Annotated in this window: 26 protein-coding genes; 10 read left to right on the top strand and 16 right to left on the bottom strand. The window is 68.6% G+C overall.

Annotation, left to right across the window (positions count from 1 at the left end; all coding sequences use genetic code 11):
• Positions 1-34 precede the first annotated feature (34 nt).
• The 6 genes from ACFOPI_RS06235 to ACFOPI_RS06260 form a co-directional block, all read right to left on the bottom strand.
• The gene (locus tag ACFOPI_RS06235) at positions 35-841 is read right to left on the bottom strand and encodes a crotonase/enoyl-CoA hydratase family protein (RefSeq protein ID WP_382172181.1); all 807 of its coding nucleotides are present in this window, start codon (positions 839-841) and stop codon (positions 35-37) included.
• Positions 838-2,052 (bottom strand): 3-oxoadipyl-CoA thiolase, encoded by a 1,215-nt coding sequence (pcaF, locus tag ACFOPI_RS06240; protein ID WP_382172183.1) that lies wholly within the window; start codon positions 2,050-2,052, stop codon positions 838-840. Before pcaF ends, ACFOPI_RS06235 begins: the two co-directional genes overlap by 4 nt.
• A gap of 2 nt (positions 2,053-2,054) precedes the next feature.
• Positions 2,055-2,897, bottom strand: a complete 843-nt coding sequence (locus ACFOPI_RS06245) for an amidohydrolase family protein (protein ID WP_382172185.1) — start codon at positions 2,895-2,897, stop codon at positions 2,055-2,057.
• A gap of 22 nt (positions 2,898-2,919) precedes the next feature.
• A complete protein-coding gene (locus ACFOPI_RS06250; RefSeq protein WP_382172187.1) occupies positions 2,920-4,578 on the bottom strand; it encodes a (2,3-dihydroxybenzoyl)adenylate synthase in 1,659 nt (552 codons plus the stop codon).
• Positions 4,579-4,596: 18 nt separating this feature from the next.
• The gene (locus ACFOPI_RS06255; protein ID WP_382172188.1) at positions 4,597-5,370 is read right to left on the bottom strand and encodes an SDR family NAD(P)-dependent oxidoreductase; all 774 of its coding nucleotides are present in this window, start codon (positions 5,368-5,370) and stop codon (positions 4,597-4,599) included.
• A gap of 80 nt (positions 5,371-5,450) precedes the next feature.
• Complete coding sequence (locus ACFOPI_RS06260; RefSeq protein ID WP_382172190.1) at positions 5,451-6,428, bottom strand: Bug family tripartite tricarboxylate transporter substrate binding protein; 978 nt, start codon at positions 6,426-6,428, stop codon at positions 5,451-5,453.
• Positions 6,429-6,565: 137 nt separating this feature from the next.
• Here ACFOPI_RS06260 and ACFOPI_RS06265 point away from each other — a divergent pair, with 137 nt between their 5' ends.
• On the top strand, positions 6,566-7,459 hold the full coding sequence (locus ACFOPI_RS06265) for a LysR family transcriptional regulator (RefSeq protein WP_382172191.1): 894 nt from the start codon (positions 6,566-6,568) through the stop codon (positions 7,457-7,459).
• Between the two features lie 11 nt (positions 7,460-7,470).
• Here the strand turns inward: ACFOPI_RS06265 and ACFOPI_RS06270 are convergent, their stop codons facing one another.
• The 5 genes from ACFOPI_RS06270 to uraD all read right to left on the bottom strand — a co-directional run bounded on the left by ACFOPI_RS06270 (position 7,471) and on the right by uraD (position 11,753).
• Complete coding sequence (locus tag ACFOPI_RS06270) at positions 7,471-8,256, bottom strand: alpha/beta hydrolase (protein WP_382172193.1); 786 nt, start codon at positions 8,254-8,256, stop codon at positions 7,471-7,473.
• A 112-nt stretch (positions 8,257-8,368) separates the two neighbouring features.
• The gene (locus ACFOPI_RS06275) at positions 8,369-9,715 is read right to left on the bottom strand and encodes an esterase-like activity of phytase family protein (protein ID WP_382172195.1); all 1,347 of its coding nucleotides are present in this window, start codon (positions 9,713-9,715) and stop codon (positions 8,369-8,371) included.
• 111 nt (positions 9,716-9,826) lie between these two features.
• A complete protein-coding gene (locus ACFOPI_RS06280; RefSeq protein WP_382172196.1) occupies positions 9,827-10,195 on the bottom strand; it encodes a hydroxyisourate hydrolase in 369 nt (122 codons plus the stop codon).
• A gap of 2 nt (positions 10,196-10,197) precedes the next feature.
• Entirely contained in the window at positions 10,198-11,169 is a 972-nt protein-coding gene (locus ACFOPI_RS06285; protein ID WP_382172198.1) for a Bug family tripartite tricarboxylate transporter substrate binding protein, read from the bottom strand.
• Complete coding sequence (gene uraD, locus ACFOPI_RS06290) at positions 11,166-11,753, bottom strand: 2-oxo-4-hydroxy-4-carboxy-5-ureidoimidazoline decarboxylase (protein WP_382172199.1); 588 nt, start codon at positions 11,751-11,753, stop codon at positions 11,166-11,168. The genes ACFOPI_RS06285 and uraD overlap by 4 nt, the downstream gene beginning before the upstream one ends.
• Before the next feature lie 92 nt (positions 11,754-11,845).
• Between uraD and ACFOPI_RS06295 the strand changes: the two genes are divergently transcribed.
• The 6 genes from ACFOPI_RS06295 to arsA all read left to right on the top strand — a co-directional run bounded on the left by ACFOPI_RS06295 (position 11,846) and on the right by arsA (position 17,574).
• Positions 11,846-12,832: a LysR family transcriptional regulator gene (locus tag ACFOPI_RS06295; protein WP_382172201.1), complete on the top strand. Its 987-nt coding sequence runs from the start codon at positions 11,846-11,848 to the stop codon at positions 12,830-12,832.
• A 55-nt stretch (positions 12,833-12,887) separates the two neighbouring features.
• A complete protein-coding gene (locus tag ACFOPI_RS06300) occupies positions 12,888-13,358 on the top strand; it encodes a Spy/CpxP family protein refolding chaperone (protein ID WP_382172203.1) in 471 nt (156 codons plus the stop codon).
• A complete protein-coding gene (locus ACFOPI_RS06305) occupies positions 13,351-13,650 on the top strand; it encodes a hypothetical protein (protein ID WP_382172204.1) in 300 nt (99 codons plus the stop codon). Before ACFOPI_RS06300 ends, ACFOPI_RS06305 begins: the two co-directional genes overlap by 8 nt.
• Before the next feature lie 23 nt (positions 13,651-13,673).
• Complete coding sequence (locus tag ACFOPI_RS06310; protein ID WP_382172206.1) at positions 13,674-14,375, top strand: response regulator transcription factor; 702 nt, start codon at positions 13,674-13,676, stop codon at positions 14,373-14,375.
• Positions 14,372-15,748, top strand: coding sequence for a HAMP domain-containing sensor histidine kinase (locus tag ACFOPI_RS06315; protein WP_382172208.1), 1,377 nt, complete (start codon positions 14,372-14,374; stop codon positions 15,746-15,748). Before ACFOPI_RS06310 ends, ACFOPI_RS06315 begins: the two co-directional genes overlap by 4 nt.
• A 68-nt stretch (positions 15,749-15,816) precedes the next feature.
• The gene (gene arsA / locus ACFOPI_RS06320) at positions 15,817-17,574 is read left to right on the top strand and encodes an arsenical pump-driving ATPase (RefSeq protein ID WP_382172210.1); all 1,758 of its coding nucleotides are present in this window, start codon (positions 15,817-15,819) and stop codon (positions 17,572-17,574) included.
• Between the two features lie 7 nt (positions 17,575-17,581).
• Here the strand turns inward: arsA and ACFOPI_RS06325 are convergent, their stop codons facing one another.
• Genes ACFOPI_RS06325 through ACFOPI_RS06335 form a run of 3 tightly spaced genes read right to left on the bottom strand, consistent with a single transcriptional unit; the run spans position 17,582 to position 20,342 of the window.
• Positions 17,582-18,826, bottom strand: coding sequence for an NAD(P)/FAD-dependent oxidoreductase (locus ACFOPI_RS06325; RefSeq protein ID WP_382172212.1), 1,245 nt, complete (start codon positions 18,824-18,826; stop codon positions 17,582-17,584).
• Entirely contained in the window at positions 18,823-19,146 is a 324-nt protein-coding gene (locus ACFOPI_RS06330) for a 2Fe-2S iron-sulfur cluster-binding protein (RefSeq protein WP_382172214.1), read from the bottom strand. Before ACFOPI_RS06330 ends, ACFOPI_RS06325 begins: the two co-directional genes overlap by 4 nt.
• Positions 19,147-19,154: 8 nt before the next feature.
• Positions 19,155-20,342 (bottom strand): cytochrome P450, encoded by a 1,188-nt coding sequence (locus ACFOPI_RS06335; protein ID WP_382172215.1) that lies wholly within the window; start codon positions 20,340-20,342, stop codon positions 19,155-19,157.
• Positions 20,343-20,453: 111 nt separating this feature from the next.
• On the opposite strand from ACFOPI_RS06335, the gene ACFOPI_RS06340 reads away from it, so the two are divergent.
• Positions 20,454-21,386 carry a helix-turn-helix domain-containing protein gene (locus ACFOPI_RS06340; RefSeq protein ID WP_382172217.1) on the top strand — a complete coding sequence of 311 codons (933 nt, stop codon included), beginning with the start codon at positions 20,454-20,456 and terminating at the stop codon, positions 21,384-21,386.
• Between the two features lie 30 nt (positions 21,387-21,416).
• On the opposite strand, the gene ACFOPI_RS06345 is transcribed toward ACFOPI_RS06340, so the two are convergent.
• The gene (locus tag ACFOPI_RS06345) at positions 21,417-22,427 is read right to left on the bottom strand and encodes a lysylphosphatidylglycerol synthase transmembrane domain-containing protein (RefSeq protein ID WP_382172218.1); all 1,011 of its coding nucleotides are present in this window, start codon (positions 22,425-22,427) and stop codon (positions 21,417-21,419) included.
• Positions 22,428-22,500: 73 nt separating this feature from the next.
• A complete protein-coding gene (locus ACFOPI_RS06350) occupies positions 22,501-23,400 on the bottom strand; it encodes a LysR family transcriptional regulator (RefSeq protein ID WP_382172220.1) in 900 nt (299 codons plus the stop codon).
• 92 nt (positions 23,401-23,492) lie between these two features.
• On the opposite strand from ACFOPI_RS06350, the gene ACFOPI_RS06355 reads away from it, so the two are divergent.
• Positions 23,493-23,837: a protocatechuate 4,5-dioxygenase subunit alpha gene (locus ACFOPI_RS06355; RefSeq protein ID WP_382172222.1), complete on the top strand. Its 345-nt coding sequence runs from the start codon at positions 23,493-23,495 to the stop codon at positions 23,835-23,837.
• Positions 23,838-23,856: 19 nt separating this feature from the next.
• Complete coding sequence (locus ACFOPI_RS06360; RefSeq protein ID WP_382172224.1) at positions 23,857-24,705, top strand: class III extradiol dioxygenase family protein; 849 nt, start codon at positions 23,857-23,859, stop codon at positions 24,703-24,705.
• Positions 24,706-25,083: the final 378 nt, after the last annotated feature.

Consider the following 25,083-nt stretch of genomic DNA (forward strand, 5'->3'; position numbering starts at 1 on the left):
GGGGCTGAACGCCTTGGGAGCGGCCCGGCGGCGTTCATGCGGCGCCTCCGCTGAACACCGGCGCACGCTTTTCGAAGAACGCCGCCACCGCTTCGGCGTGGTCGGCCGTGTGGTGAGCCAGGCCCTGCAGCCGACCCGCGGCGTCCAGGGCCTCGTCCAGCGTGCCGGTGCGCGCCTGCTGCAGCAGCTGCTTGGTCCATCGCAACACCTGCGGCGGGTTGGCGGCGATGCGACCGGCCAGCTTCAGCGCTTCGGGCAGCAGCTCGTCGGGCGACACCACGCGCGAGACCAGGCCGATGCGCAGGGCTTCTTCGGCGTCGATGGTGTCGCCGGTCAGTGCCAATTCGGCCGCCTTGGCATGGCCGACCACGCGCGGCAGCAGCCAGCAGCCGCCGTCGCCCGGGATGATGCCGACCTTGACGAAGCTCTCGGCGAAGCGCGCGGTGCTCGACGCGATGCGCAGGTCGCACATGCAGGCCAGGTCGTTGCCCGCGCCGATGGCCGGTCCGTTCACCGCTGCGATCAGCGGCACCTGCAGCCGCGCCAGCGCGCGCGGGATGCGCTGGATGCCCTGGCGGTAGCGCTCGGTGATTTCCTCGGGCGAGCCGGCGAACATGCCGGTGCGGTCGCGCATCTCGGCCACGTTGCCGCCCGAGCAGAAGGCCGTGCCGGCGCCGGTGAGCACGGCGGCGCGCACCGAGAGGTCGGCGTTGAGTTCGTCGACCAGCGACTCGAAGGCCGAGAACATGGCCTCGCCGCTGAGCGCGTTGCGCGTGTCGGGGCGGTTGAGGGTGATGAGGGCGATGTGCTGGCGGCGGGTGATGAGCAGGGGAGCGGTCATGCGGGTTCTCCGAGGTGTTCGATCACCAGGGCCACGCCCTGGCCCACGCCCACGCACATGGTGATCAGGCCATAGCGACCGCCAGTGCGTTGCAACTGGCGCGCGGCGGTGAGCACCAGTCGAGCGCCGCTCATGCCCAGCGGATGGCCGAAGGCAATGGCACCGCCGTTGGGGTTGACGTGCGGTGCGTCGTCGGGCAGACCCAGTGCGCGTGTGACGGCCAGGCCCTGCGCGGCGAAGGCTTCGTTGAGTTCGATCACGTCGAAGTCGCGCATGCGCAGACCGGTCTGTGCCAGCAGCTTGTGCACCGCGGGCACCGGGCCGAAGCCCATGACGCGCGGCGCGATGCCGGCGCTGGCGCAGCCCACGATGCGCGCCAGCGGGCGCAGGCCGTGCCGCGACACGGCCGCCTCGCTGGCCAGCAGCAGGGCCGCTGCGCCGTCGTTCACGCCCGACGAGTTGCCGGCGGTGACGCTGCCGTCTTTGCGGAACGCGGGCTTGAGCGCGGCCAGGCTCTCGGCCGTGGTGTCGGCGCGCGGGTGTTCGTCCTCCGTGACCTGCGTGACCGCGCCTTTGCGGCCCGGCACGTCGACCGGTGTGATTTCCTCAGCGAGCACACCCGAGCGCTTCGCGGCCGCAGCGCGCTGCTGGCTGCGCAGCGCAAACGCGTCCTGGTCGGCGCGCGAGATGCCGTGTTCCTGCGCCACGTTCTCGGCCGTCTCGCCCATGGCGTCGGTGCCATGCAGGGCTTCCATGCGCGGGTTCACGAAGCGCCAGCCGATGGTGGAGTCGTGGATCTCGGCGTGGCGCGAAAACGCGGCCGTGGGCTTGGGCATGACCAGCGGCGCGCGGCTCATGCTCTCGACACCGCCCGCGATGGCGATCTGCGCCTGGCCCGCGTGCAGCGCGCGCGCCGCCTGCGCCACGGCTTCCAGTCCCGAGCCGCAGAGCCGGTTCACCGTCACGGCCGGCACCTCCACCGGCAGGCCCGCCAGCAGTGCGCTCATGCGCGCCACGTTGCGGTTGTCCTCGCCGGCCTGGTTGACGCAGCCGTAGAAGAGCTCGTCGACCAGCGCCGGGTCCAGGTCCGGGTGGCGCGCCATCAGCGCGCGGATCGGGATCGTGCCCAGGTCGTCGGTGCGCACCGACGAGAGCGCACCACCGTAGCGCCCGATGGGCGTGCGCACGCCGTCACAGAGATAGGCGTCCATGCTCACAGGCCCAGCACCCGCTCGGCGTTGCCGTGCATGATCTTCTCCATCACCTCGGGCTTGTAGCCCAGCTCGTCCCACTCGCGCAGGATGCGTTCGTAGGGCAGACTGGGGTAGTCGCTGCCGAACATGATCTTGTCCTGCAGGCGGCCGCGGATGTCGACCTTGAGGTTGCCCGGGAAGTGCTTGGGCGCCCAGCCCGACATCTCCCAGTACACATTGCCCTTGTGCAGCGCGACGGCGGTGGTTTCGTCGACCCAGGGCCAGCCGGGGTGGGCCATGATGATCTTGAGCTGAGGGAAGTCGGCCGCGAGTTGGTCGATGTGCTTGGGGTGCGCGTGGCGCACCAGCGCACCGTTGCCGCCGGGCATGCCGGCGCCCATGCCGGTTGTGCCCACGTCGATCATCACCGCCGCGCCCATGGCGTTGATCTCTTCGAACAGCGGGTAGTAGCGCCGGTCGCTCACGGCGAAGTGCTGCATGATGGGGTGGAAGTGGAAGCCGATGAAGCCCAGCTCTTTGATGGCCTTGCGGGCCTGGATCATCGCGATCTCGCCCTTGGCCGGCTCCACCGCGCCCCAGCACTGGATCACGCGCTGGGGGTGGCGCTTCCACATGCCATGCACGTACTCGTTGGTGCAGGGCGGGGCGGCCACGGTGGTCTCCAGGTCGAGCGCGACCAGGCAGGCCTCGACGCCGGCGCCGGTGAACTCGGCGATCACGTCGTCTTCGCTCTTGCCCACCCAATCGCGCTTCCAGTAGCGGGCCAGTTCGGCCGGGTAGGGGCCTTGTGATTCGATCCAGGTGGGGGTGCCGGGGTAGCAGTGCAGGTCGATGATGCGCATGGTGTGTCTCTTGTGATGTGGGTCAGTGGGCGGCCGCGGCCTGTTCGTCCAGCAGCTTCCTGGCGACGAGTTCGCCCAGAGCCTTCTTGGACACCTTGCCGAAGGTGGAGACGGGGAAGTCGGGCAGCACTTCCAGCCGCTCGGGCAGCTTGAACTTGGCGATTTCCTTGGTCAGCAGGAAGCCCACCAGTTCCTTGAGGTGCAGCTTCTGGCCGGGCTTGAGGATCACGAAGGCGCACATCTTTTCGCCCATGGCCGCGTCGGGCATGGGCACGCAGGCCACGTTCTGCACCGCGGGGTGCATGAGGATCAGGTTCTCCACTTCTTCGGCGCTGATCTTTTCGCCACCGCGGTTGATCAGGTCCTTCTTGCGGCCCTCGACGATGTAGTTGCCGCTGGGGTGCTTGCGCATCAGGTCGCCGGAGCGGTAGAAGCCCTCGGGCGTGAACTGTCGCGCGTTGTATTCAGGCACGCCGTAGTAGCCGCGCAGCGTGTACGGGCCGCGCACCGTGAACTCGCCCACCTCGCCCTCGGGCACCTCGCGCCCCTCGTCGTCGAGCAGGAGCACCTCGTCGTCTTCGCAGACCGGGCGGCCGCAGGTTTCCAGCTTCACTTCTTCCGGATCGCTGGCGCGCACGAACATCAGCGTGCCCTCGGACATGCCGAAGTTCTCCTGCACGAACACACCGGGGATCAGCGCGCGCGTCTTCGCGCGCACCTCGGGCTGCATGCGCTGTCCACCGCTCTGGATCAGCTTCAGGCTGGACAGATTGAAGTTCTCCACTGCCGGGTCGTTGATCAGGCGGATCAGCAGCGCCGGTACGACCTTGAGGTGCGTGACCTTGTGCTTCTCGATCAGCGCAAACATCTCCGCCGGCCGCGTGTTGCCGTGAAGGACCACCTTGGCGCCCTTGAACAGGAAACCCTGGATGCCCGGGCAGGCCAGCGGCAGGTTGTGGGCGATCGGCAGCACCAGCAGCAGCACCGAGTCGGGCGTGATCTCGCACACCTCGGCCGCCACCTTGGAGTTGTAGGCGTAGTCGTTGTTCGTGCGCGGGATCAGCTTGGGGATGCCGGTGGTGCCGCCCGAGAGCTGGAAGATGCAGGGGTCGGTCGGGTCGATCCGGATGTCGGCCAGACGCGAGGCCGGAAGCGTGGCGGGCTTGCGGATCAGTTCGCGCAGCGAGACTTCACCGGCGCCGGCTTCGCCCAGCACGATGCGGAACTTCAGCGACGGGTTCTCGTTCTGCACACGCTGAATCACGGGCGCGAAGACGAAGTCGCCTGCGGCCTCGGGGTAGACGCAGGTGGTCGCGCCCGACAGCTGCACGAACTGGCTGATCTCGGCGTAGCGGTGCGTGACCAGGGCCGCAATGGGGATGCAGCCGATCTTCTGCAGCGCGAAGTACAGCACCACAAACTCGTGCACGTTGGGCAGCGTGGGCACCACACGGTCCAGCGGCTGCAGGCCGAGCTCGAGCAGGTTGAGCGCGAGGTTGGTGCTGACGCGATCCAGTTCGGCGTAGGTGTAGACGGTGTCGCCGTCGATCAGTGCGACGCGCTCGGCGTAACGCTGGAACACGTCGGCGAATTCCTGCGCCAGCGAGCGGTCCTGCCAGTAGCCTTTGGCGCGGTAGCGCGCAGCGAACTCGGGGGGAAAGGGTACGAATCCTTCAAGCATGGGAGTCTCCTCGGGGTGTCAGGTCGAGCTCGTGAAACCGCCGTCAATGACGACCACTTCGCCCGTGACGAAGCGCATGCCGGTGATCAGGTTCAGCATCACCTCGGCCACGTCGTCGGCCGTCACGCAGCGCTTGAGCGGCGTGGCCTTGGCGCGCGCACCCATGAGCGCGTCGTACTTGTCGCCCAGCATTCGTTCCATCCAGTCGCCTTCCATCCAGCCCGGGGCCACGGCGTTCACGCGGATGTCCGGACCGAGGTTCCAGGCCATCATCTTGGTCAGGCTCACCACCGCGGCCTTGCTGGCGGCGTACGGTGGCGGCTGCGGGCCGGGGCGCAGGCCCACGATGCTGGCGGTGTTGACGATGCAGGGCTCGCCACCGACTTCCTTGCTCTTGCGCAGCAGCTCCACCGCCGCGCGCGTCACCTGGAAGTTGCCGCGCACATTGACCGCGAAGGTGCGGTCCCAGGCGTCCATGTCCAGGCTGTCCAGGTCCTTGACCTTCCAGCTGGCGGTGGTGCCGGCGTTGTTGATCAGCGTGTCGAGGTGGCCGAAGGTCTCGCCCACCTTGGCGAGCATCTGGCGCACGGCCGCGTCGTCGCTGACGTCGCACTGCAGCAGCAGGGTCTGGGCGCCCTGGGCCTGGGCTTCTTCGGCCACGGCCTGCGCGGCCTGGGCGCTCGATGCGTAGTTGATGGCGACGTCGAAGCCGGCGCGGGCCAGGGCCAGCACGGCGCTGCGGCCGATGCCGGTGCCGCCGCCGGTGACGAGGGCTTTTTTGCGTTGTGTCATGAAGGGTCTCCGGTTGAAAGATGGGTGTGCAGGGCCCGGACCCCGGCGGTCCGGGGCCTTGGCGGTGCGAAAGGTGGGGCTTACTGGGCCTGGATGCCCAGGTCCGCGACGAGGCGTTTCATGGCCTTCTGCTGCTCGTCGAAGAAGCTGCGCGCTGCGGTCACGCTGTCCTGTCGCGGATAGACGCCCATCTCGTTCAGGCGCGTGGTGATCTCGGGCGATGCGGTGATGCGGTTGACGTCGGCGTTGATGCGGTCGATCACGGTCTGCGGCGTGCCCGCCGGCACGATGATCTGGAACCAGCCGATGGCTTCGTAGCCCGGGTAGGTCTCGGCCACCGCCGGCACGTCGATGCCGGGCAGGCGCTTGGCCGAGGTCACGCCGATGGCGCGCAGGCGACCCGACTTCACGTGTTGCAGCAGGCCCGGCACGCCGTCGATGGTGAGCGTCGCGTCGCCCGAGAGCACGGCGGTGACGGCTTCCGGTGGCGCGCGGAATGGCACGGTGAACAGGCCCATGGCGCCCGCCTTGTTCACCATCTCGCCCGCCAGGTGCGGCAGTGAATTGAGCTGCGGCGCGGCGAAGTTCACCTTGCCGGGGTTGGCCTTGGCGTGCTTCGCCAGGTCGGCCACCGACTGGATGCCGCTGGTGGCCGGAACGGCCAGCATCAGCGGACTGATGCCCACGGTGGCGGCCGAGCTGAGTTCGGTGTCGGGGTTGAACTGCGGGTTCTTGAACACCAGCGGCGTGATGGTGCCCATGGCGGCCGGCACGAAACCGATGGTGTAGCCATCAGGAGCCGACTTGGCCAGGGCCGACATGCCCGGAATGCCGCCCGCGCCGGGCCGGTTGTCCACCACCACGCCCTGGCCCCAGGCGGCCGCAAGCTTCTCGCCGAGGATGCGCGCGATCACGTCGGGCGCGGCGCCGGCGCCGGCCGGCACGATCATGCGCACGGGCTTGGTGGGCCAGCCTTCTGCCAGGGTGGTGGTGCAGGCCAGGGCCAGCAGGGACAGGGCCGCCGCCTGGACGAGTCGGCGCTTGGATGAGATGGGCATGAGGTGTCTCCGTTGTCTGTTCGTGTGTCCCCGACATGGGGTGGAGCGGACTCTAGGGAGATGCGGGGATTCCAATAAGATGGCGTGATCTTCAAAGTGATTTGATTTCTGAATCACCCTGTCCAGACCCTGGTCCTATGAAACTCGAACAGCTCCAGCACCTGATCGCCATCGTTGAACACGGCAGCCTGCGAGCGGCCGCGCGCAGGCTGGACGTGCCCCAGCCTGCGCTGACGCGCAGCGTGCGTGCCCTGGAGCGGGAGCTGGGGGTGGATCTGTTTGCGCGCCAGACCACCGGCATGGTTCTGACGGCCGAGGGGGTGCGCTTTCACCGCCGGGCCTGCGCGATCGCCAACGAGGCGCGGCGCGCGCGCGAGGAGGTCCAGCAGCCCGGGCCGGACTACGAGGGCACGGTGTCGGTGGCGTTGTCCATCATGCCGCACCTGGGCATGCTGCCCGAGGCGCTGCCGGTGTTCCGCCGCACCTACCCCAAGGTCAAGCTGAGCATCACCGAGAGCCTGCTGCCGGCCGTCGAGGGCGCGCTGCGCGAGGGCAGCATCGACTTCTATCTGGGCGCCGCACCGCGCCTGAAGCCCGCGCCGGGCCTGGCGCTGCAGCACCTGTGCGACAACACGCGCGTGGTGGTCTGCCGCAAGGGGCATCCGCTGGCGCGGGTGCGCAGCCTCAAGGCGCTGGCTGGCGCCGAGTGGGCGGCCACGACCATCGACCACAACGCCGAAGAAGACCTGGCGCGGCTGTTCGGCGCACACGGCCTCGACGCGCCGCGCGTGATGCTGCGCGCGCACTCGGCGCTGTCGGTGCAGGTGGCGCTGGCGCAGACCGACCTGCTGGCCATGCTGCCGAAACAGTGGACGAGCTTTGCGATGACGCGCGACGTGCTGGACGTGATTCCGGTGAGAGAGGTGCTGCCGGCGCCGGCCATCGTGATGGTGCGCCGGCCCGACCTGCCGCTGTCGCCACCGGCCGAGTTCTTCAGCGACGTGCTGCTGCGCGGGCTGCCGCGCGGCTGAGGCCGTGCGGTTCAGCCGCCCGTGCAGCGGCGCACAAAGGCGGCGAGCGGTTCATCCACGGTGGTGTCGTCGCTGCCCAGCGAGGCGCCGGGTGTGAAATGGTCATGCCCGGCCCACCAGTGCAGCTCGGGCGAAAAGCCGTGTTTCGTGACCAGCCGCGCGAACAGGTCACCGGCCTGCACCTGCATCTGCCGCAGGTCGCGCTCGGCCGCAGCGATCAGCAAGGGGAGGGGCGCGGCGTCCACCTGATCGACGATGCTGGCCTTCGACCATTGCGTCGGGTCATCGCCGAAGTAGGCGTTGTTGCGCACGTCGGGCTGCTCGATGCCGAGCGCTTGCGGGGCCAGGGCCTCCAGACCTGCGTTGTACGGACCGGAGAGCAGGGCCGCGCCTGAGAGGCGCCAGTCGTGCGGCTGAAAGCGCGTCATCAGCGCGGCGGCCGCGACGTGCGCCGCGCCAGCCGATTCGCCAACGAGGACGATGCGATCGGAGTCACCACCCCAGTCGCGTGCCTGGGCACGCACCGCCCGCCACACCGCGACCACATCTTCCGGCCCACTGGGCCAGCGGCATTCGGGCGCCAGGCGGTAGTTGGCGAGCGCGGTGACGAAACCCTGCGACGCGCCCCAGGCCCCGACGTTGGCCCGCATGCCTTTGTCGCCGCGGATGAATCCACCGCCGTGAAAGAACACCAGCACCGGCGCGCCTACTGCGCCTGGGGGCGCGTACACATCCAGCCGGTGCCGGGCATGTGGGCCGTAGGCGAGGTCGTTCAGGATCGGGGCGGCATCGGGCATGGATGGGACAGCATGGGGCGGGTGCCGCACTGTAGGCGCCCGGTCCCTGGCATGCCAGATGCCGCTTCCGGGGGGGCGATTCGTCAGGTGAATCACCCACGCCTGTGGACGTTCACCGCGCCTTCAGAAACTCCCCCACCTCCAGCAGGATCAGCTCGTTGTCGTCGGCCTGGTTGGGCGAGCGGCTGCTTGAGAACGGCAGGTTGTTGTCATTGCCGACCACGATGTGGGTGGCGTCGACGATGTCTACGTCTTCGATGGTGAAGAACGGGAAGGTCAGCACGCCGTTGGTCAGCGGCTTCTTCGAGAGCTTGTTCGGGTCGGCGATGTTCATCAGGTCGATGTAGGCGATCTTGCGCAGCGGGCCGCCCACGTTGGCCTCGCTCAGCTCCACCTTCACCACGCGCTTGAACTTCGCCAGATCGTGGAAGCAGTCGGGGCGCTTCTGGCCTTCGGGGCAGGCCTGGTCGGCCGTGCCTTCGCCGTTGTCGCGCTCGATGATCAGACCCTCGGTTGGGCTGATCATGTTGAAGTCGCCGATGGCGTGGTGGTTGGCGTCGAGCACGTACTTCCAGTGGCGACCGGTCCACTGCTCGGTCTTCACGTCGAACTCCAGCACGCGCAGGTACTGCTTGCCGTCGATCATCTCGGGGGCCTTGGTGGCTTCGTCCCAGAGTGCACCTTCGAGCAGGGCGTAGAGCTTGCTGCCGTCGGGCGACGAGGCCAGGCCTTCGTAGCCCTTGGAGCGGCGCGACTGGAACTTCAGCTCGCCGTTGGGCGCGCCCGGGGTGATGACCGAGGGATGGTCGGGCGAGACGATGCTCTTGCCGTCCACCTTGGTGTCGATGACGGCCCGTACCCGGCCCTTCATGTCGGCCTTGATGAGGTACGGGCCAAACTCGTCGCCGATCCAGAAGTGCCCGCCAGCGATCTGGAAGCCTTCGGTGTCGAAATCGGAGCCGGTGAGGTAGCGCTGCTTCGTGCCTTCGTGGACGATACGGAATGGCACCTTCTTGTCGGGGTCGTGCAGGAACACGGTTTCCAGGCGCTTGAACTGGCCGCTCTTGAAGTCCACCGCGTAGCGGTTGAGGAACAGCGCGAAGTCGGGCGAATTGGCCTTCGAGCCGGCGCCGTTGTCGGTCAGCAGCCAGAAGCTGCCGTCGGCCATGCGCTTGATGCCCGAGTGGCCCTGCACCGGCTGGCCCTTGAACGGCAGCGACACGCCGGTGGGGCGGCCCGCGGACTTGCCTTCCACCGAGCCGATGGCTTCGACGCGCTGGCCGGTGGTGAACTTGCCGCTGACCTGCAGGTCGGCCGGGGCGTCCTTGGGGGCGGCGATGAAGGTTTTGGCGGGCAGTACCGCGTGGCCCGCGAGGGTGGCGGGGTAGGCGGTCTGTGCGTGGGTGTGGCCTGCGGCCAGGATGAGCAAGGCGGGCAGAAGCCGGAGGGCGTTTTGCATGGTGTCGTCGGGTGAGGGTTCGGATCGGCGGTGAAACCGCACAGCCGCGCAGCTTCGCCGCGCGCCGTGAAACCCGGACGACAGGTGTGTGACGGGAGCGTGAAGGCCCGATCAGGCGCCGCCGCGGAACAGCGAGAAACCCCAGGCCGTGAACTTGAACGGCAGGTGGTAGTGCTGCGCCACGTCGGCGATGTGGAAGCGGTAGGGCACGACTTCCAGGAAGCCGGGCGTGCCCGTGGCCGAGCCCTGGGCACGGTAGAAGTCGCCCACGAAGAAGCGCACCTCGTAGCCGCCGGCGGTGATGGCCTCGCTCATCAGGGCCGGGTGCTGCAGCAGCCCGTTGCCGCCGATGGTGCCCTCGGCCAGCGGCGCGCCCGCCGGTTCACCATCCGTCCCGAGCCGCCAGACGGCCACCCTCAGACCGGCCGCCACGCGACCGGCCGCCACGTCCACGCAGTGGATGGAAAGTCCGCCGCCCATGTTCAGTTCAACCTTGCGCCCGAGGCCTTGACCTCCGGTGCCCACTCGGTCACCTGGTCGGTCACGAACTTCGAAAACTCGGCCTGGCTCATCTTCTCGGGCGACACGCCAAGGTCGGCCAGGCGCTTGGCCACATCGGGCCGTGCCACCACCTCGGCCACCGCGGTGTGCACCTTGTCGATCACGTCTTTGGGCACACCGGCCGGCGCCGAGATGCCGAGGAAGTTCTCGGCCAGCAGCTTGGGGTAGCCAGCCTCCACCACCGAGGGCACGGCGGGCGACATCGGTGCGCGGGCGCGCGAGGTGACGGCGATGCCCACCAGCTTGCCGTCCTTCATGTAGGGCACGTTCTGCGTCAGTGTGTCCACCGCGAACTGCAGCTGGCCGCCCAGCAGGTCGGTGTGCATCGGCGACGAGCCCTTGTACGGCACGTGTTCCATCTTCAGCTTGTACTGGTTCTTGAACATCTCGCCGACGATGTGGCCGATGGAGCCGACGCCGCCCGAGCCGTAGTTGACCGGCTTGTCCTGTGCGTTGATCCACTTGATGAGTTCCGGCAGGGTCTTGGCCGGCACCGAGGGGTGGACGACGAACACGTTGGGCACCGAGCCGATGTAGGCGATGTGGGTGAAGCTCTTGACCGGGTCGTAGGGCGCCTTGTCCATCATGAAGGGCGAGATGCTCATGGGTGCTGTGTTCGACAGCAGCAGCGTGTAGCCATCGGGCGCGGCACGGGCCACCTCGTTGGCGCCGATGGTGCTGCCGGCGCCGGGCTTGTTCTCCACGATCACTGTCTGCCCCAACTTCTCCTGCAGGCCGGGCTGCAGCAGGCGGGCCACGATGTCCGACGAACCACCGGGTGCGAAGGTCACGACGATGCGGATCGGCTTGGCCGGCCAGGCCTGGGCGTGCACGGCCGGTAGGGCGAACGGCAGCAAGGCGGCGGCGAGGAGGGAGCGGCGGAGCGTGTTCATGTCGGGGTTCCTGCGTGGGTGGGGTGGCTGAGGGGAGAGGGTGAAACGGTGTCGTCGCTGACCATGCGTTCGAGCCGGCCGCGCACCACCTGGCAGACCTGGTCCAGCGCGGTGCGGCGTTCGGTGGCCGCGTCGTGGCCCAGGCGCCGCTCGCCGTCGGCCAGCACCGACTCCAGCGAGGTGTGCAGGCGCAGCGCGACGATGAAGGGAAAGCCGAAGCGCTCGCGGTAGCGGCGGTTGAGTTCGTCGAGGCGCCGCACGGTGGTGGCGTCCAACCGCAGCAGGCCCAGACGGCCCTGCTCGGACTGCGAGTCGGCGGTCATGGTGCCTGCGCGTGCTTCCTGGCCCGCCAGCTCCGGGTGCACCCGCAGCAGCGCCAGCTGCTCGGCGTCGGCCGCGGCGTGGATCTCGGCGGCGAGCGCGTCGAACAGGGCCTGGCGGGTGCCGAACGGACCGCGGTGCCAGGCCCGGCGGGCGACCCAGGGCGAGTGCTCGACCACGGCGCCGAGCAGGGCCACGAAGGACGTTTCGTCCAGTGTGCGGATCGACGCCATGCTCAGAAAAACAGGGGATGCGGTGCTCATGATGGCCCCAGTGTGCGGTGGGTCAGCGTTGCTGTCCATCGCATAATTGGCCACATTGCGTACTGATTTTTGGAACAGATGAGCCGACCCAGATGAGCAACCTCAACAGCCTGCTGCATCCCAAGGCGCTGCGCTACCTGGCGGCCGTGGCCCAGCTCGGTTCGGTGCAGGCGGCGGCACGCGAGGTGTCGATCTCGGCCTCTGCCATTGACCGCCACATCCTGCTGCTCGAAGAAGACCTCGGCCTGCCGCTGTTCGAGCGGTTGCCGCGCGGCATGCGCCTGACCGCCGCCGGCGAACTGCTGCTGGCGCTCTCGCAGCGCTGGAAGGCCGACCTCAACCGCACGCTCTCGGACATCAAGCACCTGCAGGGCGTGAGCCATGGCCAACTGCGGCTGGCGGCGATGGACAGCCACACCAACGGCTTCCTGCCCGAGTTCGTGCAGCTGGTGGCACAGGAACACCCCGGCGTGGTGCTGGAGGTCGACGTGCTCAGTCCGGACGATGCGGTGCAGCGCCTGCGCGAAGGCGATGTCGACCTGGCCGTCGTGTTCAACCTCAAGTCCTCGCGCGAGCTGCACATCGTCGCCAGCGCGGACTTGCCGTTGGGTTGTGTTGTGGCGCCCGACCACCCGCTGGCGGCGCAGGCCCAGGTCGGCTTCAAGGACGTGGCGGCCTGGCCGCTGGCGGCGCAGAGCAGGGCGCTGGCGATCCGCCGCTACCTGGAGAAGCGCCACAACTGGCTGCTGCAGGAGGCGCGCCCGCCCCTGGTGACCAACTCGCTGCAGCTGGTCAAGCGGCTGGTGCGCAGCGGCAGCCATGTGGCACTCACCTCAGAACTCGACGCCGGCCCCGAGATCCTGGAAGGGCAGCTGCGCTTCATCCCGCTGCAGGACCGCAGCGCCCAGCCCCAGACCGTGGGTGTGGCCATCAGCGCCACCCGTGCCTTGCCCCGCATGGCGCGTGTGGTGGCCGAGCGGCTGGGGGGCCACCTGGCCGACTACCTGGCGCGCGTCCGCGGCGCGGGTGCTGAAACAAACCGAAAAAAAGCGAGACCGCGCCGACACCCGCCGGGGTAAGGCGGTCGGCACCATGGCGGTCATGTTCAACACGTTCTCTCAAAGGAGCACCGCCATGAAACCCTGGATCAAACGCACCCTCATCGGCCTCACGGCCACCACCGTTGTGCTCGGCGGCCTGACCGCCTGCGGCACCCGCGGCGACCACGCCCGCGGCTGGAGCGACGAACGCGTCTCCGAGATGCGCGGCAAGGCCATCGAGAAAATCAGCAGTAAGCTCGACCTCAACGCCGAGCAGAAGGCCAAGCTGGGCGTGCTGGCCGACGAGATGATCGCCTCGCGCAAGGCCTTCCGAGGTGATTCCGCCAACCCGCGCGCCGACATGGCGGCGCTGATCGCTGGTGACAAGTTCGACCGCAGCAAGGCGCAGCAGATGCTGGACCAGAAGCTGCAGGCGGCCCAGGGCAACGGTCCGAAGATGCTCGCCGCCTTCGGCGACTTCTACGACAGCCTCAACCCCGAGCAGCAGAAGCAGGTGCGCGAGAAGCTGGAGCGCCGTGGCCACGGGTGGTGGGGCCGTGGCTGACGCCCTTCATGCGATCGCCCGGCAGGGCCGTCCGCACACGGCGGCCCTGCTGGCCGACGCCGACGATCCGCACGCCGAGCTGCTGACCCTGTTCTGGGGACCGCAGTTCGACCGCGAACACGCGCTCGCCCTGTGGGCGCGCCTGTCGCAGCGCCGGCCGGTCGAGGCTGCACCGCTGCTGCCCGAGCTGCTGGCGGTGGGCGACCGCTTCGACGCCATGGACCGCGCGGAGCAGCAGCGGTTGCGCCGGCTGATCCTGCGCCACCGCGAGTTGAGCCCCGCGCTGCACTGATCCTGCCCTGTCAGAATGAGCCGATGAACCGCATCCTGCTGATCGACGACGACGAAAACCTCGGACCGCCGCTGGCCACCTACTTCCAGCGCTTCGAGATCCAGCTGGTCCACGCGACCCGGCCCAGTGCCGGGCTGGCCCAGCTGCGCGCCGGCGGCTTCGACGCCGCCATCCTGGACGTGATGCTGCCCGAGATGGACGGCTTCGAGCTGTGCCGCACCATCCGCAAGGACAGCGACATTCCCATCATCATGCTGACCGCGCGCGGCGAGGTGATGGACCGCATCGTCGGACTGGAGATCGGCGCCGACGACTACCTGCCCAAGCCCTTCGAGCCGCGCGAGCTGGTGGCGCGCATCCAGACCGTGCTGCGCCGACTCAAGCCCAATGGCAATGGCCATGCTGCGGTGCTCGGCGCAGCGCCGACGCTGAAGTTCGAGGGGCTGGAGATCGACACCGCGCGCCGCAGCGTATTGCGGCAAGGTGACGCGGTGGAGCTGACCGGCACCGAGTACGAGCTGCTGGTCATGCTGGCGCGCGAGCCGGGCAAGGTGTTCAGCCGCGACGACATCCTCAACCAGCTGCGCGGCCACGAGGCCGAGCTTTACACGCGCGCGGTCGACATCGTAGTCAGCCGCCTGCGCAAGAAGCTGGAGCCGCTGGACTGCATCAAGACCCTGCGCAACGCGGGCTACTCGCTGGCCCTGCGGCGGGAGGCCGAGTGAGCCCGGCCCGCATATCGGCCTGGAAGCGGGCCAAGCACCGCGTCGCGCATTCGATCAAGCTGCGCATGGTGCTGGTGTTCCTGCTGCTGGCGGCGGGCATGACCTTCGTGTTCTTCACCGGCGCGCAGCGGGCATTCACCATGGGCTGGCGCGAGGCCGCCCGCCCGCTGCTCATGGACTACGTCGACCAATTGACCCGCGAGTGCACCGCGGGCGGGCCGACGCCCAGTGTCGAACGTGCGCGCGACATCATCGGGCGCCTGCCGCTGACGGTCACCATCTCCGGCCCGCAGATCAACTGGTCGTCGCACCCCAGCCAGGACCCGCCCGACTGGCTGCGGGACAAGCACGAGGCCGGAACGTCCTGGCGGGGCGACGATGCCGACAACGGACCCGACTGGCAGGGCATCCTGCAGCGCACCACCGCCGACGGGCATGTGCTCACCTTCGGTATCAACGGCGAGGCCTTCGAGCGCAAGCCGCGCATGATCGGCTTCGCGCTCACTGGGCTACTGGTGCTCACGCTGCTGGCCTGGCTGTATGTGCGTCACCTGCTCAAACCGCTGGACGCCATCGGCGAAGGCGCTCGCCGCTTCGGCAAGGGCGACTTCAGCCAGCCGATTCCCGAGCGCTGCATCCACGGACCCGACGAACTGGGCGAGCTGGCGACCACCATCAACACCATGGGCCAGGACATCCACCAGATGCTCGAAGCCAAGCGTGCGCTGCTGCTGGCGATCAGCCACGAGCTGCGCAGCCCGCTGACCCGTGCCCGGCTGAACGCCGAATTGTTGCCCGAGACCGCGGACGTGAACCCGCAGCGCGACGCCCTGCTGCGCGACCTGCAGGAGATGGCCTCGATGATCAGCGACCTGCTGGAAAGCGAGCGGCTGGCCGGCAACCACACAGCGCTGCAGCGCGCGCCCACCGACCTGCCGGCGCTGGCCCGGCAGGTGATCGACGAACTCCGGGCACGACACCCCGCTGCGGCGAAGGTGGCGGTGCATGCGCCTGGGAACATGCCCGCTGCGTCGGTGGATGCTTCTCGCGTGCGTCTGCTGCTGCGCAACCTGGTGGACAACGCGCTGCGCCACGGCGCCGATGCCGCGGATCCGCCTTCGGTCACGCTGACTTCTGACGCTGGGACCGTCACCATGGAGGTGCGCGACCACGGGCCGGGCGTGCCCGAAGAGCAGCTGGCCCACCTCGCGCAGGCCTTCTACCGCCCGGACAGCGCGCGCACCCGGGCGGCCGGTGGTGTGGGGCTGGGCCTGTACCTGTGCCGCCTGGTGGCGCAGGCCCACGGCGGCAGCTTCGCGGTGCGCAACGCGCAGCCGGGGCTGGCGGTCACGGTGACGCTTCCGCCGGCTTGACGAGGGTCATCGCCAACGGCTTGTGCTTGTGCGATGCTGGTGATATGCCACACACGACACCCTCCTGTTTGCCCGGTTTCGCCACCGCCCCCACCCGCTTCCTGTTCTTCACCGGCAAGGGCGGGGTGGGCAAGACCTCGCTGTCCACCGCCACCGCCATTGCGCTGGCCGACAGTGGACAACGCGTGCTGCTGGTCAGCACCGACGCGGCATCGAACCTCGATGAAATGCTGGGCGTGCCGCTGTCCAACCGTCCGGTGGACGTGCCCGGTGTGCCGGGGCTGCAGATGCTCAACATCGACCCCGACACCGCCGCCGAGGCCTACCGCCAGCGGGTGCTGGCGCAGATGGAGGCGGGTGCCAGCGAGGACGAGCGCAACACCGTGCGCGAGCAGCTCTCGGGCGCCTGCACCACCGAGATCGCCGCCTTCGACGAATTCGCCGCGCTGCTGGCGGGCGAGGGCATCGATGGCGGCTACGACCATGTGGTCTTCGACACCGCGCCCACCGGCCACACCCTGCGCCTGCTCAGTCTGCCCAAGGCCTGGACCGGCTTTCTCGCGGGCAACGACCGCGGTGCCTCCTGCCTGGGCCCGCACTCGGGCCTGAAGATGCAGGAAGCGCGCTTCAACGCCGCGCTGCGGGCGCTGAGCGATCCCGCGCTCACCACCGTGGTGCTCGTCACCCGGCCCGACCCGCGCCCGATGCAGGAAGCGGCTCGCACCTCGGACGAGTTGCGACAGCTCGGGCTGGCCAACCAGCGGCTGGCTGTCAACGGCGTGTTCCACGCCACCGAGGCCAACGACCCGATTGCCAACGCCATCGAGGCATTGGGCCGCCAGGCCCTGACAGAGATGCCCGACGCGCTCGCCCGCCTGCCGTACGACGAAGTGCCGCTGCGCGCCTTCGACACCGTGGGCCTGCCGGCGTTGCGTGCGCTGCTGCAAGGCGGTGAGGTGACAGCCCCTGCGCCCCAGGCGGCAAGGCCCGCGCTGCCCGCCGAACCGCTCAGCCGCATGGCCGATGAACTCGCCGCCGTCGGCCACGGCCTCATCATGGTCATGGGAAAGGGCGGCGTCGGCAAGACCACCATCGCCGCCGCGCTCGCCGTGGGTCTCGTGCAGCGCGGCCACAGCGTGCACCTCACCACCACCGACCCCGCGGCGCATGTGGCCGACGCCCTGAACGGCAGTCTGGACGGTCTCAAGGTCGGCCGTATCGACCCCAAGGCCGAGACAGCCGCCTACATCGACAAGATCATGGCCACGCGCGGCAAGGACCTCGACGACGAGGGCAGGGCCCTGCTGCTGGAGGACCTGCAGTCGCCTTGTACCGAGGAAGTGGCGGTGTTCCATGCCTTCAGCCGCGTGGTCAACGAGGCGCGTTCTTCGTTTGTCGTGCTCGACACCGCACCCACCGGCCACAGCCTGCTGCTGATGGACGCCACCGGCGCCTACCACCGCCAGATGACGCGGCAGTACGAGGGCATGACCAACGCGAAGCACATCATCACGCCCCTGATGCGGCTGCAGGACCCGGACACCACGCGGGTGATCATCGTCGCGCTGCCCGAAGTCACACCCGTGAGCCAGGCGGCGGCGCTGCAGGACGACCTGCGCCGCGCGAAGATCGAACCTTGGGCCTGGGTGATCAACAAGAGCATGGCCGCCACAGGCACCACCGACCCTCTGCTGCAGGCGCGGCTGGAGGGGGAAGTCCGGCAGACCGAGCGCATTGCGAACGGGCTGGCCAAACGAACCTTCGTGCTGCCCTGGCTGCCGCAGCCACCGGTGGGGGTGACGGCGCTGGGCGCGCTGGTCGGCTGACGGCGCGTCAGGTTTTCAGCAGACCCGACAGATCGAAGGCCAGGTCGCCCGCCTGCTCGCGCGTGGGCGAGACGTGTGCGTCCAGCAGCTTGCGCGCCTGCAGATGGTCTTTGCTGGCGTTGACGCTGTCGGCGGCGATGAGTTTCTCGCCCTTGAAGTGGTAGACGGTGAAAGTGCCGGCGGCCATGTCGCCGCGCACGGCCCAGCCGTCGGCGCCCATCGACAGTCCGGCCATCTGCAGCTTCTTGTCGTACTGGTCGCTCCAGAACCAGGGGGTGGCGGTGAAGGGCCGTTCCTGTCCGAGCAACGCAGCGGCGGCGCTCTTGCCCTGTTCGGTGGCGTTCTGGACCGACTCCAGTCGAATCAACGATCCGTCGGCCAGGCGGCGCGCGGTGCAGTCGCCAGCGGCGACGATGCGTGGGTCGCTGGTGCGGCCGCAGGCGTCGACCACGATGCCGCGGTCGCATTCGAGTCCGGCGGCCTGGGCCAGCCGGTCGTTGGCGCTGACGCCAATGCCGACCACCACGAGCCCTGCCGGCACGACGCTGCCGTCGCCCAGCTTCACCCCGGTCACTCCGTTTGCGTCGGCTTCGATGGCCGCGACCTGCGCGCGCAGCTGCAGCTGCACGCCGTGGCCGCGGTGCAGCTCGGCGTACCAGTCGGACAGCACCGGCGCGAGCACGCGGCCGAGCAGGCGAGGCGCGGCTTCGAGCACGGTGACCGCCAGGCCTTTCTTGCGCGCAGTGGCCGCCACTTCGAGGCCGATGAAACCGCCGCCGATGACCACCACCGGGTGCCGCTGTTCGATGCACGCAGCCATGCGCCCGGCGATGGCACTGGCGTCGTCGCGCGTGCGCAGGGCCAGCACACCGGGCGCGTCGCCGCCGGGCAGGGGCAGCGCGCGCGGTGTGCTGCCGGTGGCGAGCACGAGGCCGGTGTAGGGCAGGGCGCTGCCATCAACGAGCATCACGGTCTGGGCGCTGCGGTCGATGGCTTTGACGCTCACGCCCGTGCGCAGCGCGATGTGTTTGCGCGCCAGCATCTCGGGCGCGCGCATCACCAGCTGCGCCGCGTCCATCTCGCCGGCCAGCCAGGCCTTGGACAGCGGCGGCCGGTGGTAGGGGCCATGCGGCTCGTCGCCGAGCAGGGTGATGGCGCCGGTGTAACCGCCGGTGCGCAGGACCTCGGCGCTCATCACGCCGGCCTGTCCTGCGCCGACGATGACGATGCCCGCGTGCGTGGGCGCGGTCATTCCTGGCATTCCGGCAGGTGCACCACGCCGCCGTCCAGCGCGGCGCTGGCCTTGATCTGGCAGGACAGCCGGCTGTTGGGCCGGCGTTCGGCAGCCACGTTGTCCAGCATGTCCAGCTCGCTTTGTGATGGCGGCGGCAGCACGCCGGCCAGCAGCTCGTCGACGTAGCAATGGCAGGTGGCGCAGGCCAGCGAGCCGCCACATTCGCCCAGGATGCCCTCGACACCGTTGGCGGTGGCGCCCTGCATCAGGCTCCAGCCGTCGGGCAGGTCGGCAGTGGTGGATTGGCCGTTGGCCTCGATGAAGGTGATGTGTGCCATGGTGTCGCTCACTGGGCCTTGAGTTGCAGCACCAGCGGGCTGCGGAAGGTGCTGGAAGGCATCCACGCCAGCTGGTCGGCCACGCGCTTGTAGTCGGGCACCACCTGGTGGAATTCCTCGAACGCGATCTTGACCGCCAGGCGTGCGATGGCCGTGCCCAGGCAGGCGTGCACGCCGCCGCCAAAGCCCAGGTGCCCGCGCGGCTTGCGGGTGATGTCGTACACGTCCGGGTTGGGGTACTGGCGCTCGTCGCGGTTGCCGCTGCCGTAGGCCAGGCAGACAAAGTCGCCTTCCTTCATGGTCTGGCCGTGCAGGGTCACGTCCTTCATCAGCCGGCGGCGGAAGCGCTGGGCAGATGTGTTGAAGCGCAGGCTCTCCTCAATCGCGTCGGGCAGCAGGGCCGGGTTGGCCACCACGGCGCGGCGGGCCTCGTCGAAGGTGGCGAGGTTGTAGGCGAACATCATCATGAAGCCGCCGAGCGATTCGACGCCGGCCATGATCAGCGTGGTCGTGGTCAGCAGCACCTCGCGGTCGTCCAGCCGGTCGCCGTCGATCTCGGCCAGCGCGAAGTGGCTGATCAGGTCGTTCTTCGGCTCGGCGCGGCGCAGTGCGATCACCTTGCCCGCGTACTCCTGCATCCAGTTGTAGGCCGCGATGTGTTCGGGTCCCTTGGCCCGGGTGCGGGCGTCGCTCTGCACCATCAGCACCGCGTTGTCGCGCACCTCCTGTTCGGGCACCAGGGCGTCGTCGCCCATGGGCAGGCCCAGCGCGGCCATGAGCACCTTGACGGTGAACTGCGAGGACACGTCCTTGAAGTCGAATTCGCCCACGCCCTGCAACTGGCCGAAGACCTGCTTCGCGACATCGCGGATCGGCTCTTCCAGCGCCAGCAGGTTGCGCTTCATGAAGGCGTGCTGGATCAGGCCGCGCAGGCGGTCGTGCTTCGGTGGATCGGAGCTGCCGAGCGTGGCACCGGCGCGGCCGGGCAGTTCGGTCATCAGGTTGCCGCTGGCGCTCGAATACGTCTGCCAGTCCTGGCCGGCGGTGACGATGTCGCTGTAGCGCGAGAGGATCCACATCTGCGCTTCTACGCTCCAGAAGCAGGGGTGTTCGTCGCGCAGGTGGCGGTAGTAGGGGAAGGGGTCGGCGTCGATGGCCGGGCTGTAGGGGTCGAAATGGAAGCTGCCCAGGGTCATGTCTTGTCTCCGGTGGGGTGGGTGGCGGCATGAACTGTAGGTGGCCGTCGGGCCGATGGCACTGCAATAATCAGGGTCAAGTCTTGTACTTTTCGATCAGGCTGACGAACGATGAACCCGCCCGCACCCCCCCCGGCCACCGTCCGACGCGGTGCGCGCGCCATCCCGCGCTTCGCGCTCTACGGCGAGACCGCCTCCCCCGGACAGGAGCTGCTGCACATCGAGGAGGTGCAGTCGCGCAGCCGCCTCCACCACTGGGAGATCGACCCGCACCTGCACCAGGGGCTCTACCAGGTCCTCTGGATCCAGACTGGTTCGGCCGAGGTCGGGCTGGACGAATGGCGCGCTGCCGTGCACGGGCCGGCCGCCATCGTGGTGCCGCCCGGTGTGGTGCACGGTTTCCGTTTTGCGCCGGACACCGACGGCCGGGTGCTCACGCTTTCGGCGCGCTTTCTGGTCGAGGGGGAGTTCCAGCAGGTGGGTGAGTCGTTCCGGGCACTGTTCTCGGCGCCCGGGGTGTTGCATTTTTCAGCCGATGACGGCGAGGCGCAGCGGCTGAGCGTGCAGCTCTCAGAACTGGCGGCGGAGTTCGCGCTTCCAGGTTCGGCCGACTCGCCGGTGGTGCTGTGGCTGGCGCGTGCGGTGGTCTGGCGGCTGGCGCGCGCCAGTGCGCAGGGCCAGCGCGACGGGAGCAGCGACCCGGCCCACCGGCACCAGGCCCTGTTCACCCGCTTCCTGCTGCTGGTGGAAGAGCACTTTCTGGAGCACTGGCCGATGGAGCGCTATGCCTCGCGCCTGGGGCTGTCGGCGCAGCGTCTGAACCGGCTGGTGCGCGCCGAGAGCGGGCGCAGCGCGCTGGAGCTGGTGCACGAGCGGCTCACGCGCGAGGCCTGCCGGCGGCTGGTCTACATCGCCGCGCCCGCCGCCAGTCTGGCGCTGGAGCTGGGCTTCGAGGACCCGGCCTATTTCTCCCGCTTCTTCAAGCGCCGCACCGGCCTGTCGCCCCAGCGCTGGCGGGACGCGCAGCGCGCCGCGTCGGACTGACCGACTGAACGTCCCGGCCGGTCAGGGCCGTCAGGGCTGGGTGTCTTCCGGCGCCTGCTGCCGCGGCCGGAAATACAGACCGACGCCGAAGGCCAGCGCGTCCGCTCCCATGGAGCACAGGCGCATCACCAGGGCCACGCCCAGCGCGGTTTCCAGGCCGATGGCCGGCCCCATGAGCTGGATCATCACCGCTTCGCGCACACCGATGCCGCCTGGCGACCCGGGCACCAGGAAGCCGGCGGTCCACGACACCGAGAACAGCAGGACCATTTCCAGCAGGTCGATCTCGGGGTGCTGGAACAGTTCGGCCGCCAGCAGTTCCACCACACCGCCCAGCACCACGAAGGAGAAGGCGATCAGCCCGGCCACGCTCATGGCGGTGAGCAGGCGGGGTTCGGCCAGCAGCTGGCCACGGCCGAGCTTGCGGCTGAGACCTGGCAGCAGGCGGTTGACCACACGCACCGCCAGAAAAGGCGCGATCAGCATGGTGACGGCGACGGCAGCCAGATAGCCCGGGTGGCTGGTGTCGACCAGTCCCTCGTGCAGATCGTTGACCACGAACAGCAGGGCCGCCACGGCGAAGATGCCGCTGATGCCCAGCACCCAGAAGGTCTCCATGGCCATGGTGGCGATGGTCTTGCCCGCCGGGATGCCGGCCTGGCTGCCCAGCAGCACCCGGCCCGCGAAATGGCCCACATTGCCGGGCAGGTACTTGCCCATCTGCGAGACGGCGATGATCTGAAGGGCCTGGCGGTAGGGCAACTTCACGCCCTGGTCGCGCAGTAGCAGCTGCCACATCAGGGCGATCAGCGGGACGCTGGTGAGGCAGCCCAGCACCGCCAGCGCGATGACGCCGACGGCCGACCAGCCCCATTCAATGGGCGGCAGCTGGTGCAGGTTGTCCCAGAGGTGGTAGCCGAAGTAGCCGCAGGAGGCGAGCAGCAGGGCCAGGGCGAGCCCGCGCAGCAACCAGTAGCGGGCGGATCGGGAGGGGCGGGGTGCGGCTTCCCCGTTGAGGGTGGACGCAGAGGCGTGGGTCATGTTCTGCGTCCTGCACAGAGTCGAAAGAAGGCCCGGATTTTATCGGGGCATGCTCTCACGATCCGGTGCGGGCTTAAGGCAGCGGTGGCGTGGACTGGACCATCTGATCGCGCAGCCAGCGGTGCGCGGCATCGTCCTGGTGGCGCCGGTGCCAGATCAGGTACATGGGCAGCGAAGGGCAGGGCGTAGGCACCTCGCAGGTGCCGAAACCCGCCATGAAACGGTCGGCCAGCAGCGAGGGGGCGGTGGCCAGCAGTGGGCTGCCGCGCAGGAAGGCGGGCAGGGCGCCGAAGCCCGGTACCATCACCGCAAAGCGGCGGTGCAGGCCGCGGGCTTCGAGCGTGCGGTCCAGGTGCAGCGTGCGCCGGGGTTCGTAGACCACGGTGATGTGGTCGGCGGCCAGGTAGTCCTGCAGCGACGCCGGCCCGGTGCGCACGCCGGCATCGAAATAGACGATGTAGCGGTCCTCGAACAGGCGCTTCTGCATGATGTCGCTGCCTTCGGGCGGACGAGGGCTGATGGCCAGGTCGCAGGCGCCGTCGCGCAGCATCTCCAGGCTCGGCACGTCGGACGGAATGATGCGCAGCGCCAGTCCGGGCGCCTGCTCGCGCAGCCGCTGCGCCAGGGCCGGCAGCAGCACCTCGCGCTGGAAGTCGTTGGCCGCAATGGTGACCGTGCCCTTCCAGCGCGCCGGGTCGAACGCGCCGCTCTGCGCAAAGCCCTGCAGCTGCCGCAGCAGCTCGCGCGCCTGCACCGCCAGCCCCGCCGCGCGGGCCGTGGCGACGATGCCGCGCCCGCTTTTGACGAACAGCGGGTCGCCGGTGATGGCGCGCAGCTTGTCCAGCTGGTGGCTCACCGCCGACTGCGTCACACCGAGCGCCTGCGCTGCCCCGGTGATGCTTCCCGCCTCGACGACGGCCACCAGCAGTTGCAGCAGGCGGGCATCAAGGTCTGACCAATCGAAATCGCTCATGCGTTAGATGATCATTCATCTGTTTATCTTTGGCAATGCGGGCGGAATACTCCGGTTTGACCCACGTCAACCACCCCACGCAGGAGACTTCCGTGAGCAAGACCATCCCCGGCACCACGCCGTTCGACGGCGACGCGGCCCAGAAGGGCTACGCGCTGAACAAGATGTGTTTTTCCTTCAATCACAAGGAAAACCGCGACGCGTTCGTGGCCGACCCCGAGGCCTACATGAAGCAATACGGCCTGAACGAGCAGCAGGCCGAGGCCATCCGCTCCAAGCAGGTGCTGGCCCTGATCTCGGCCGGCGGCAACGCCTACTACCTGGCCAAGTTCGCCGGCATCTTCGGCCTGGACATGCAGGACATTGGCGCCCAGCAGACCGGCATGACCAAAGATCAATTCAAAGCCAAGCTCGTTGCTGCCAACGAGCAGTGCTGAACCCACCGGAGACATAAACATGGCACAACTCATCGGTGGCCTGGCCACATCGCATATCCCCGCCATCGGCGGCGCCATCCACAAGGGCTTGCAGAACGAGCCGTACTGGAAGCCGTTCTTCGATGGTTTCCCGCCGATCCATCAGTGGCTGGGCAAGGTGAAGCCCGACGTGGTCGTGGTGTTCTACAACGACCACGGCCTGAACTTCTTCCTCGACAAGATGCCGACCTTTGCCGTGGGCGCCGCGGCGACCTACAGCAACGCGGACGAAGGCTGGGGCATCCCGACGCTGCCGCCGATCCCGGGCTGCCCGGACCTGTCGTGGCACCTGATCCGCGAGCTGATCGCCAAGGAATTCGACATCGTGACCTGCCAGGAGATGCTGGTGGATCATGCGTGCACGCTGCCGTTCAAGCTGTTCTGGCCGGAGCACGCCGTGGCACCGGTGCAGATCGTGCCGATCAGCATCAACACGGTGCAATTCCCGTTGCCGACCGCCAAGCGCGTCTACAAGCTGGGCAAGGCGGTGGGTGAAGCCATCCGAAGCTGGAACAGCAACCTGCGCGTGGCGGTGATGGCCACGGGGGGGCTGAGTCATCAGCTGGATGGTGAGCGCGCGGGCTTCATCAACAAGCAGTTCGACCTGCAGTTTCTGGACAGCATGGAGACCAACCCGGAGTGGGCGACGCAGTTCACCGATCTGGAGCTGGTGGAGAAGGCGGGCACGCAGGGTGTGGAGCTGCTGATGTGGCTGGCGATGCGGGCGGCGCTGACGGTGGCCGGGTCTGGTGTGCGCAAGGTGCACAGCAACTACCACATCCCGATTTCGAACACGGCGACGGGTGTGCTGGCGCTGGAGACGGTCTGACCTGCCGGTTGAACTGTGCAGTCTTCGGAAGGGGCTTGTTGGCCCCTTTTTCATGCCGGCTTGTTGGGCGTGTGCCGGAAGCGATCGGTACCCGACTCCGCTCATGTCCCCCGAACCGGCTGCGCCGGTTCTCCTCCTTTACTTCGCTGCGTCAGGCACCGATCACTTCCGGCACCGAAGCACCGTTGGCGCACCACTGGTGGCGCTCCCTGGTGATCGCGTTGACCGTGGCTGGGTGGGCCTGCAGAGCGAAGTAGAGGAGGAGGCGGCCGCAGGCCGCCGGGGGACATGAGCGGCGCAGGCCCACCCAGTCGCGGTCAACACAGAGAAGGAGTTCAACAACAGGGAGCCCAAAAGCAAAACGGGAGCCCGAAGGCC

Source organism: Hydrogenophaga luteola (genome assembly GCF_042648585.1).
GTDB classification, from domain to species: domain Bacteria; phylum Pseudomonadota; class Gammaproteobacteria; order Burkholderiales; family Burkholderiaceae_C; genus Hydrogenophaga; species Hydrogenophaga luteola.

Excerpts from the sequence above, each read along its gene's own strand:
- ACFOPI_RS06270 (WP_382172193.1), bottom strand. The coding sequence starts at position 8,256 with ATGCCCGATGCCGCCCCGATCCTGAACGACCTCGCCTACGGCCCACAT.
- ACFOPI_RS06255 (WP_382172188.1), bottom strand. The coding sequence starts at position 5,370 with ATGACACAACGCAAAAAAGCCCTCGTCACCGGCGGCGGCACCGGCATC.
- ACFOPI_RS06235 (WP_382172181.1), bottom strand. The coding sequence starts at position 841 with ATGACCGCTCCCCTGCTCATCACCCGCCGCCAGCACATCGCCCTCATC.
- ACFOPI_RS06275 (WP_382172195.1), bottom strand. The coding sequence starts at position 9,715 with ATGCAAAACGCCCTCCGGCTTCTGCCCGCCTTGCTCATCCTGGCCGCA.
- ACFOPI_RS06295 (WP_382172201.1), top strand. The coding sequence starts at position 11,846 with ATGAGCAACCTCAACAGCCTGCTGCATCCCAAGGCGCTGCGCTACCTG.
- uraD (WP_382172199.1), bottom strand. The coding sequence starts at position 11,753 with ATGAGCACCGCATCCCCTGTTTTTCTGAGCATGGCGTCGATCCGCACA.
- pcaF (WP_382172183.1), bottom strand. The coding sequence starts at position 2,052 with ATGGACGCCTATCTCTGTGACGGCGTGCGCACGCCCATCGGGCGCTAC.
- ACFOPI_RS06310 (WP_382172206.1), top strand. The coding sequence starts at position 13,674 with ATGAACCGCATCCTGCTGATCGACGACGACGAAAACCTCGGACCGCCG.
- ACFOPI_RS06335 (WP_382172215.1), bottom strand. The coding sequence starts at position 20,342 with ATGACCCTGGGCAGCTTCCATTTCGACCCCTACAGCCCGGCCATCGAC.
- ACFOPI_RS06260 (WP_382172190.1), bottom strand. The coding sequence starts at position 6,428 with ATGCCCATCTCATCCAAGCGCCGACTCGTCCAGGCGGCGGCCCTGTCC.
- ACFOPI_RS06325 (WP_382172212.1), bottom strand. The coding sequence starts at position 18,826 with ATGACCGCGCCCACGCACGCGGGCATCGTCATCGTCGGCGCAGGACAG.
- ACFOPI_RS06250 (WP_382172187.1), bottom strand. The coding sequence starts at position 4,578 with ATGCTTGAAGGATTCGTACCCTTTCCCCCCGAGTTCGCTGCGCGCTAC.
- ACFOPI_RS06340 (WP_382172217.1), top strand. The coding sequence starts at position 20,454 with ATGAACCCGCCCGCACCCCCCCCGGCCACCGTCCGACGCGGTGCGCGC.
- ACFOPI_RS06330 (WP_382172214.1), bottom strand. The coding sequence starts at position 19,146 with ATGGCACACATCACCTTCATCGAGGCCAACGGCCAATCCACCACTGCC.
- ACFOPI_RS06285 (WP_382172198.1), bottom strand. The coding sequence starts at position 11,169 with ATGAACACGCTCCGCCGCTCCCTCCTCGCCGCCGCCTTGCTGCCGTTC.
- ACFOPI_RS06280 (WP_382172196.1), bottom strand. The coding sequence starts at position 10,195 with ATGGGCGGCGGACTTTCCATCCACTGCGTGGACGTGGCGGCCGGTCGC.
- ACFOPI_RS06300 (WP_382172203.1), top strand. The coding sequence starts at position 12,888 with ATGAAACCCTGGATCAAACGCACCCTCATCGGCCTCACGGCCACCACC.
- ACFOPI_RS06265 (WP_382172191.1), top strand. The coding sequence starts at position 6,566 with ATGAAACTCGAACAGCTCCAGCACCTGATCGCCATCGTTGAACACGGC.
- ACFOPI_RS06345 (WP_382172218.1), bottom strand. The coding sequence starts at position 22,427 with ATGACCCACGCCTCTGCGTCCACCCTCAACGGGGAAGCCGCACCCCGC.
- ACFOPI_RS06360 (WP_382172224.1), top strand. The coding sequence starts at position 23,857 with ATGGCACAACTCATCGGTGGCCTGGCCACATCGCATATCCCCGCCATC.
- ACFOPI_RS06350 (WP_382172220.1), bottom strand. The coding sequence starts at position 23,400 with ATGAGCGATTTCGATTGGTCAGACCTTGATGCCCGCCTGCTGCAACTG.
- ACFOPI_RS06245 (WP_382172185.1), bottom strand. The coding sequence starts at position 2,897 with ATGCGCATCATCGACCTGCACTGCTACCCCGGCACCCCCACCTGGATC.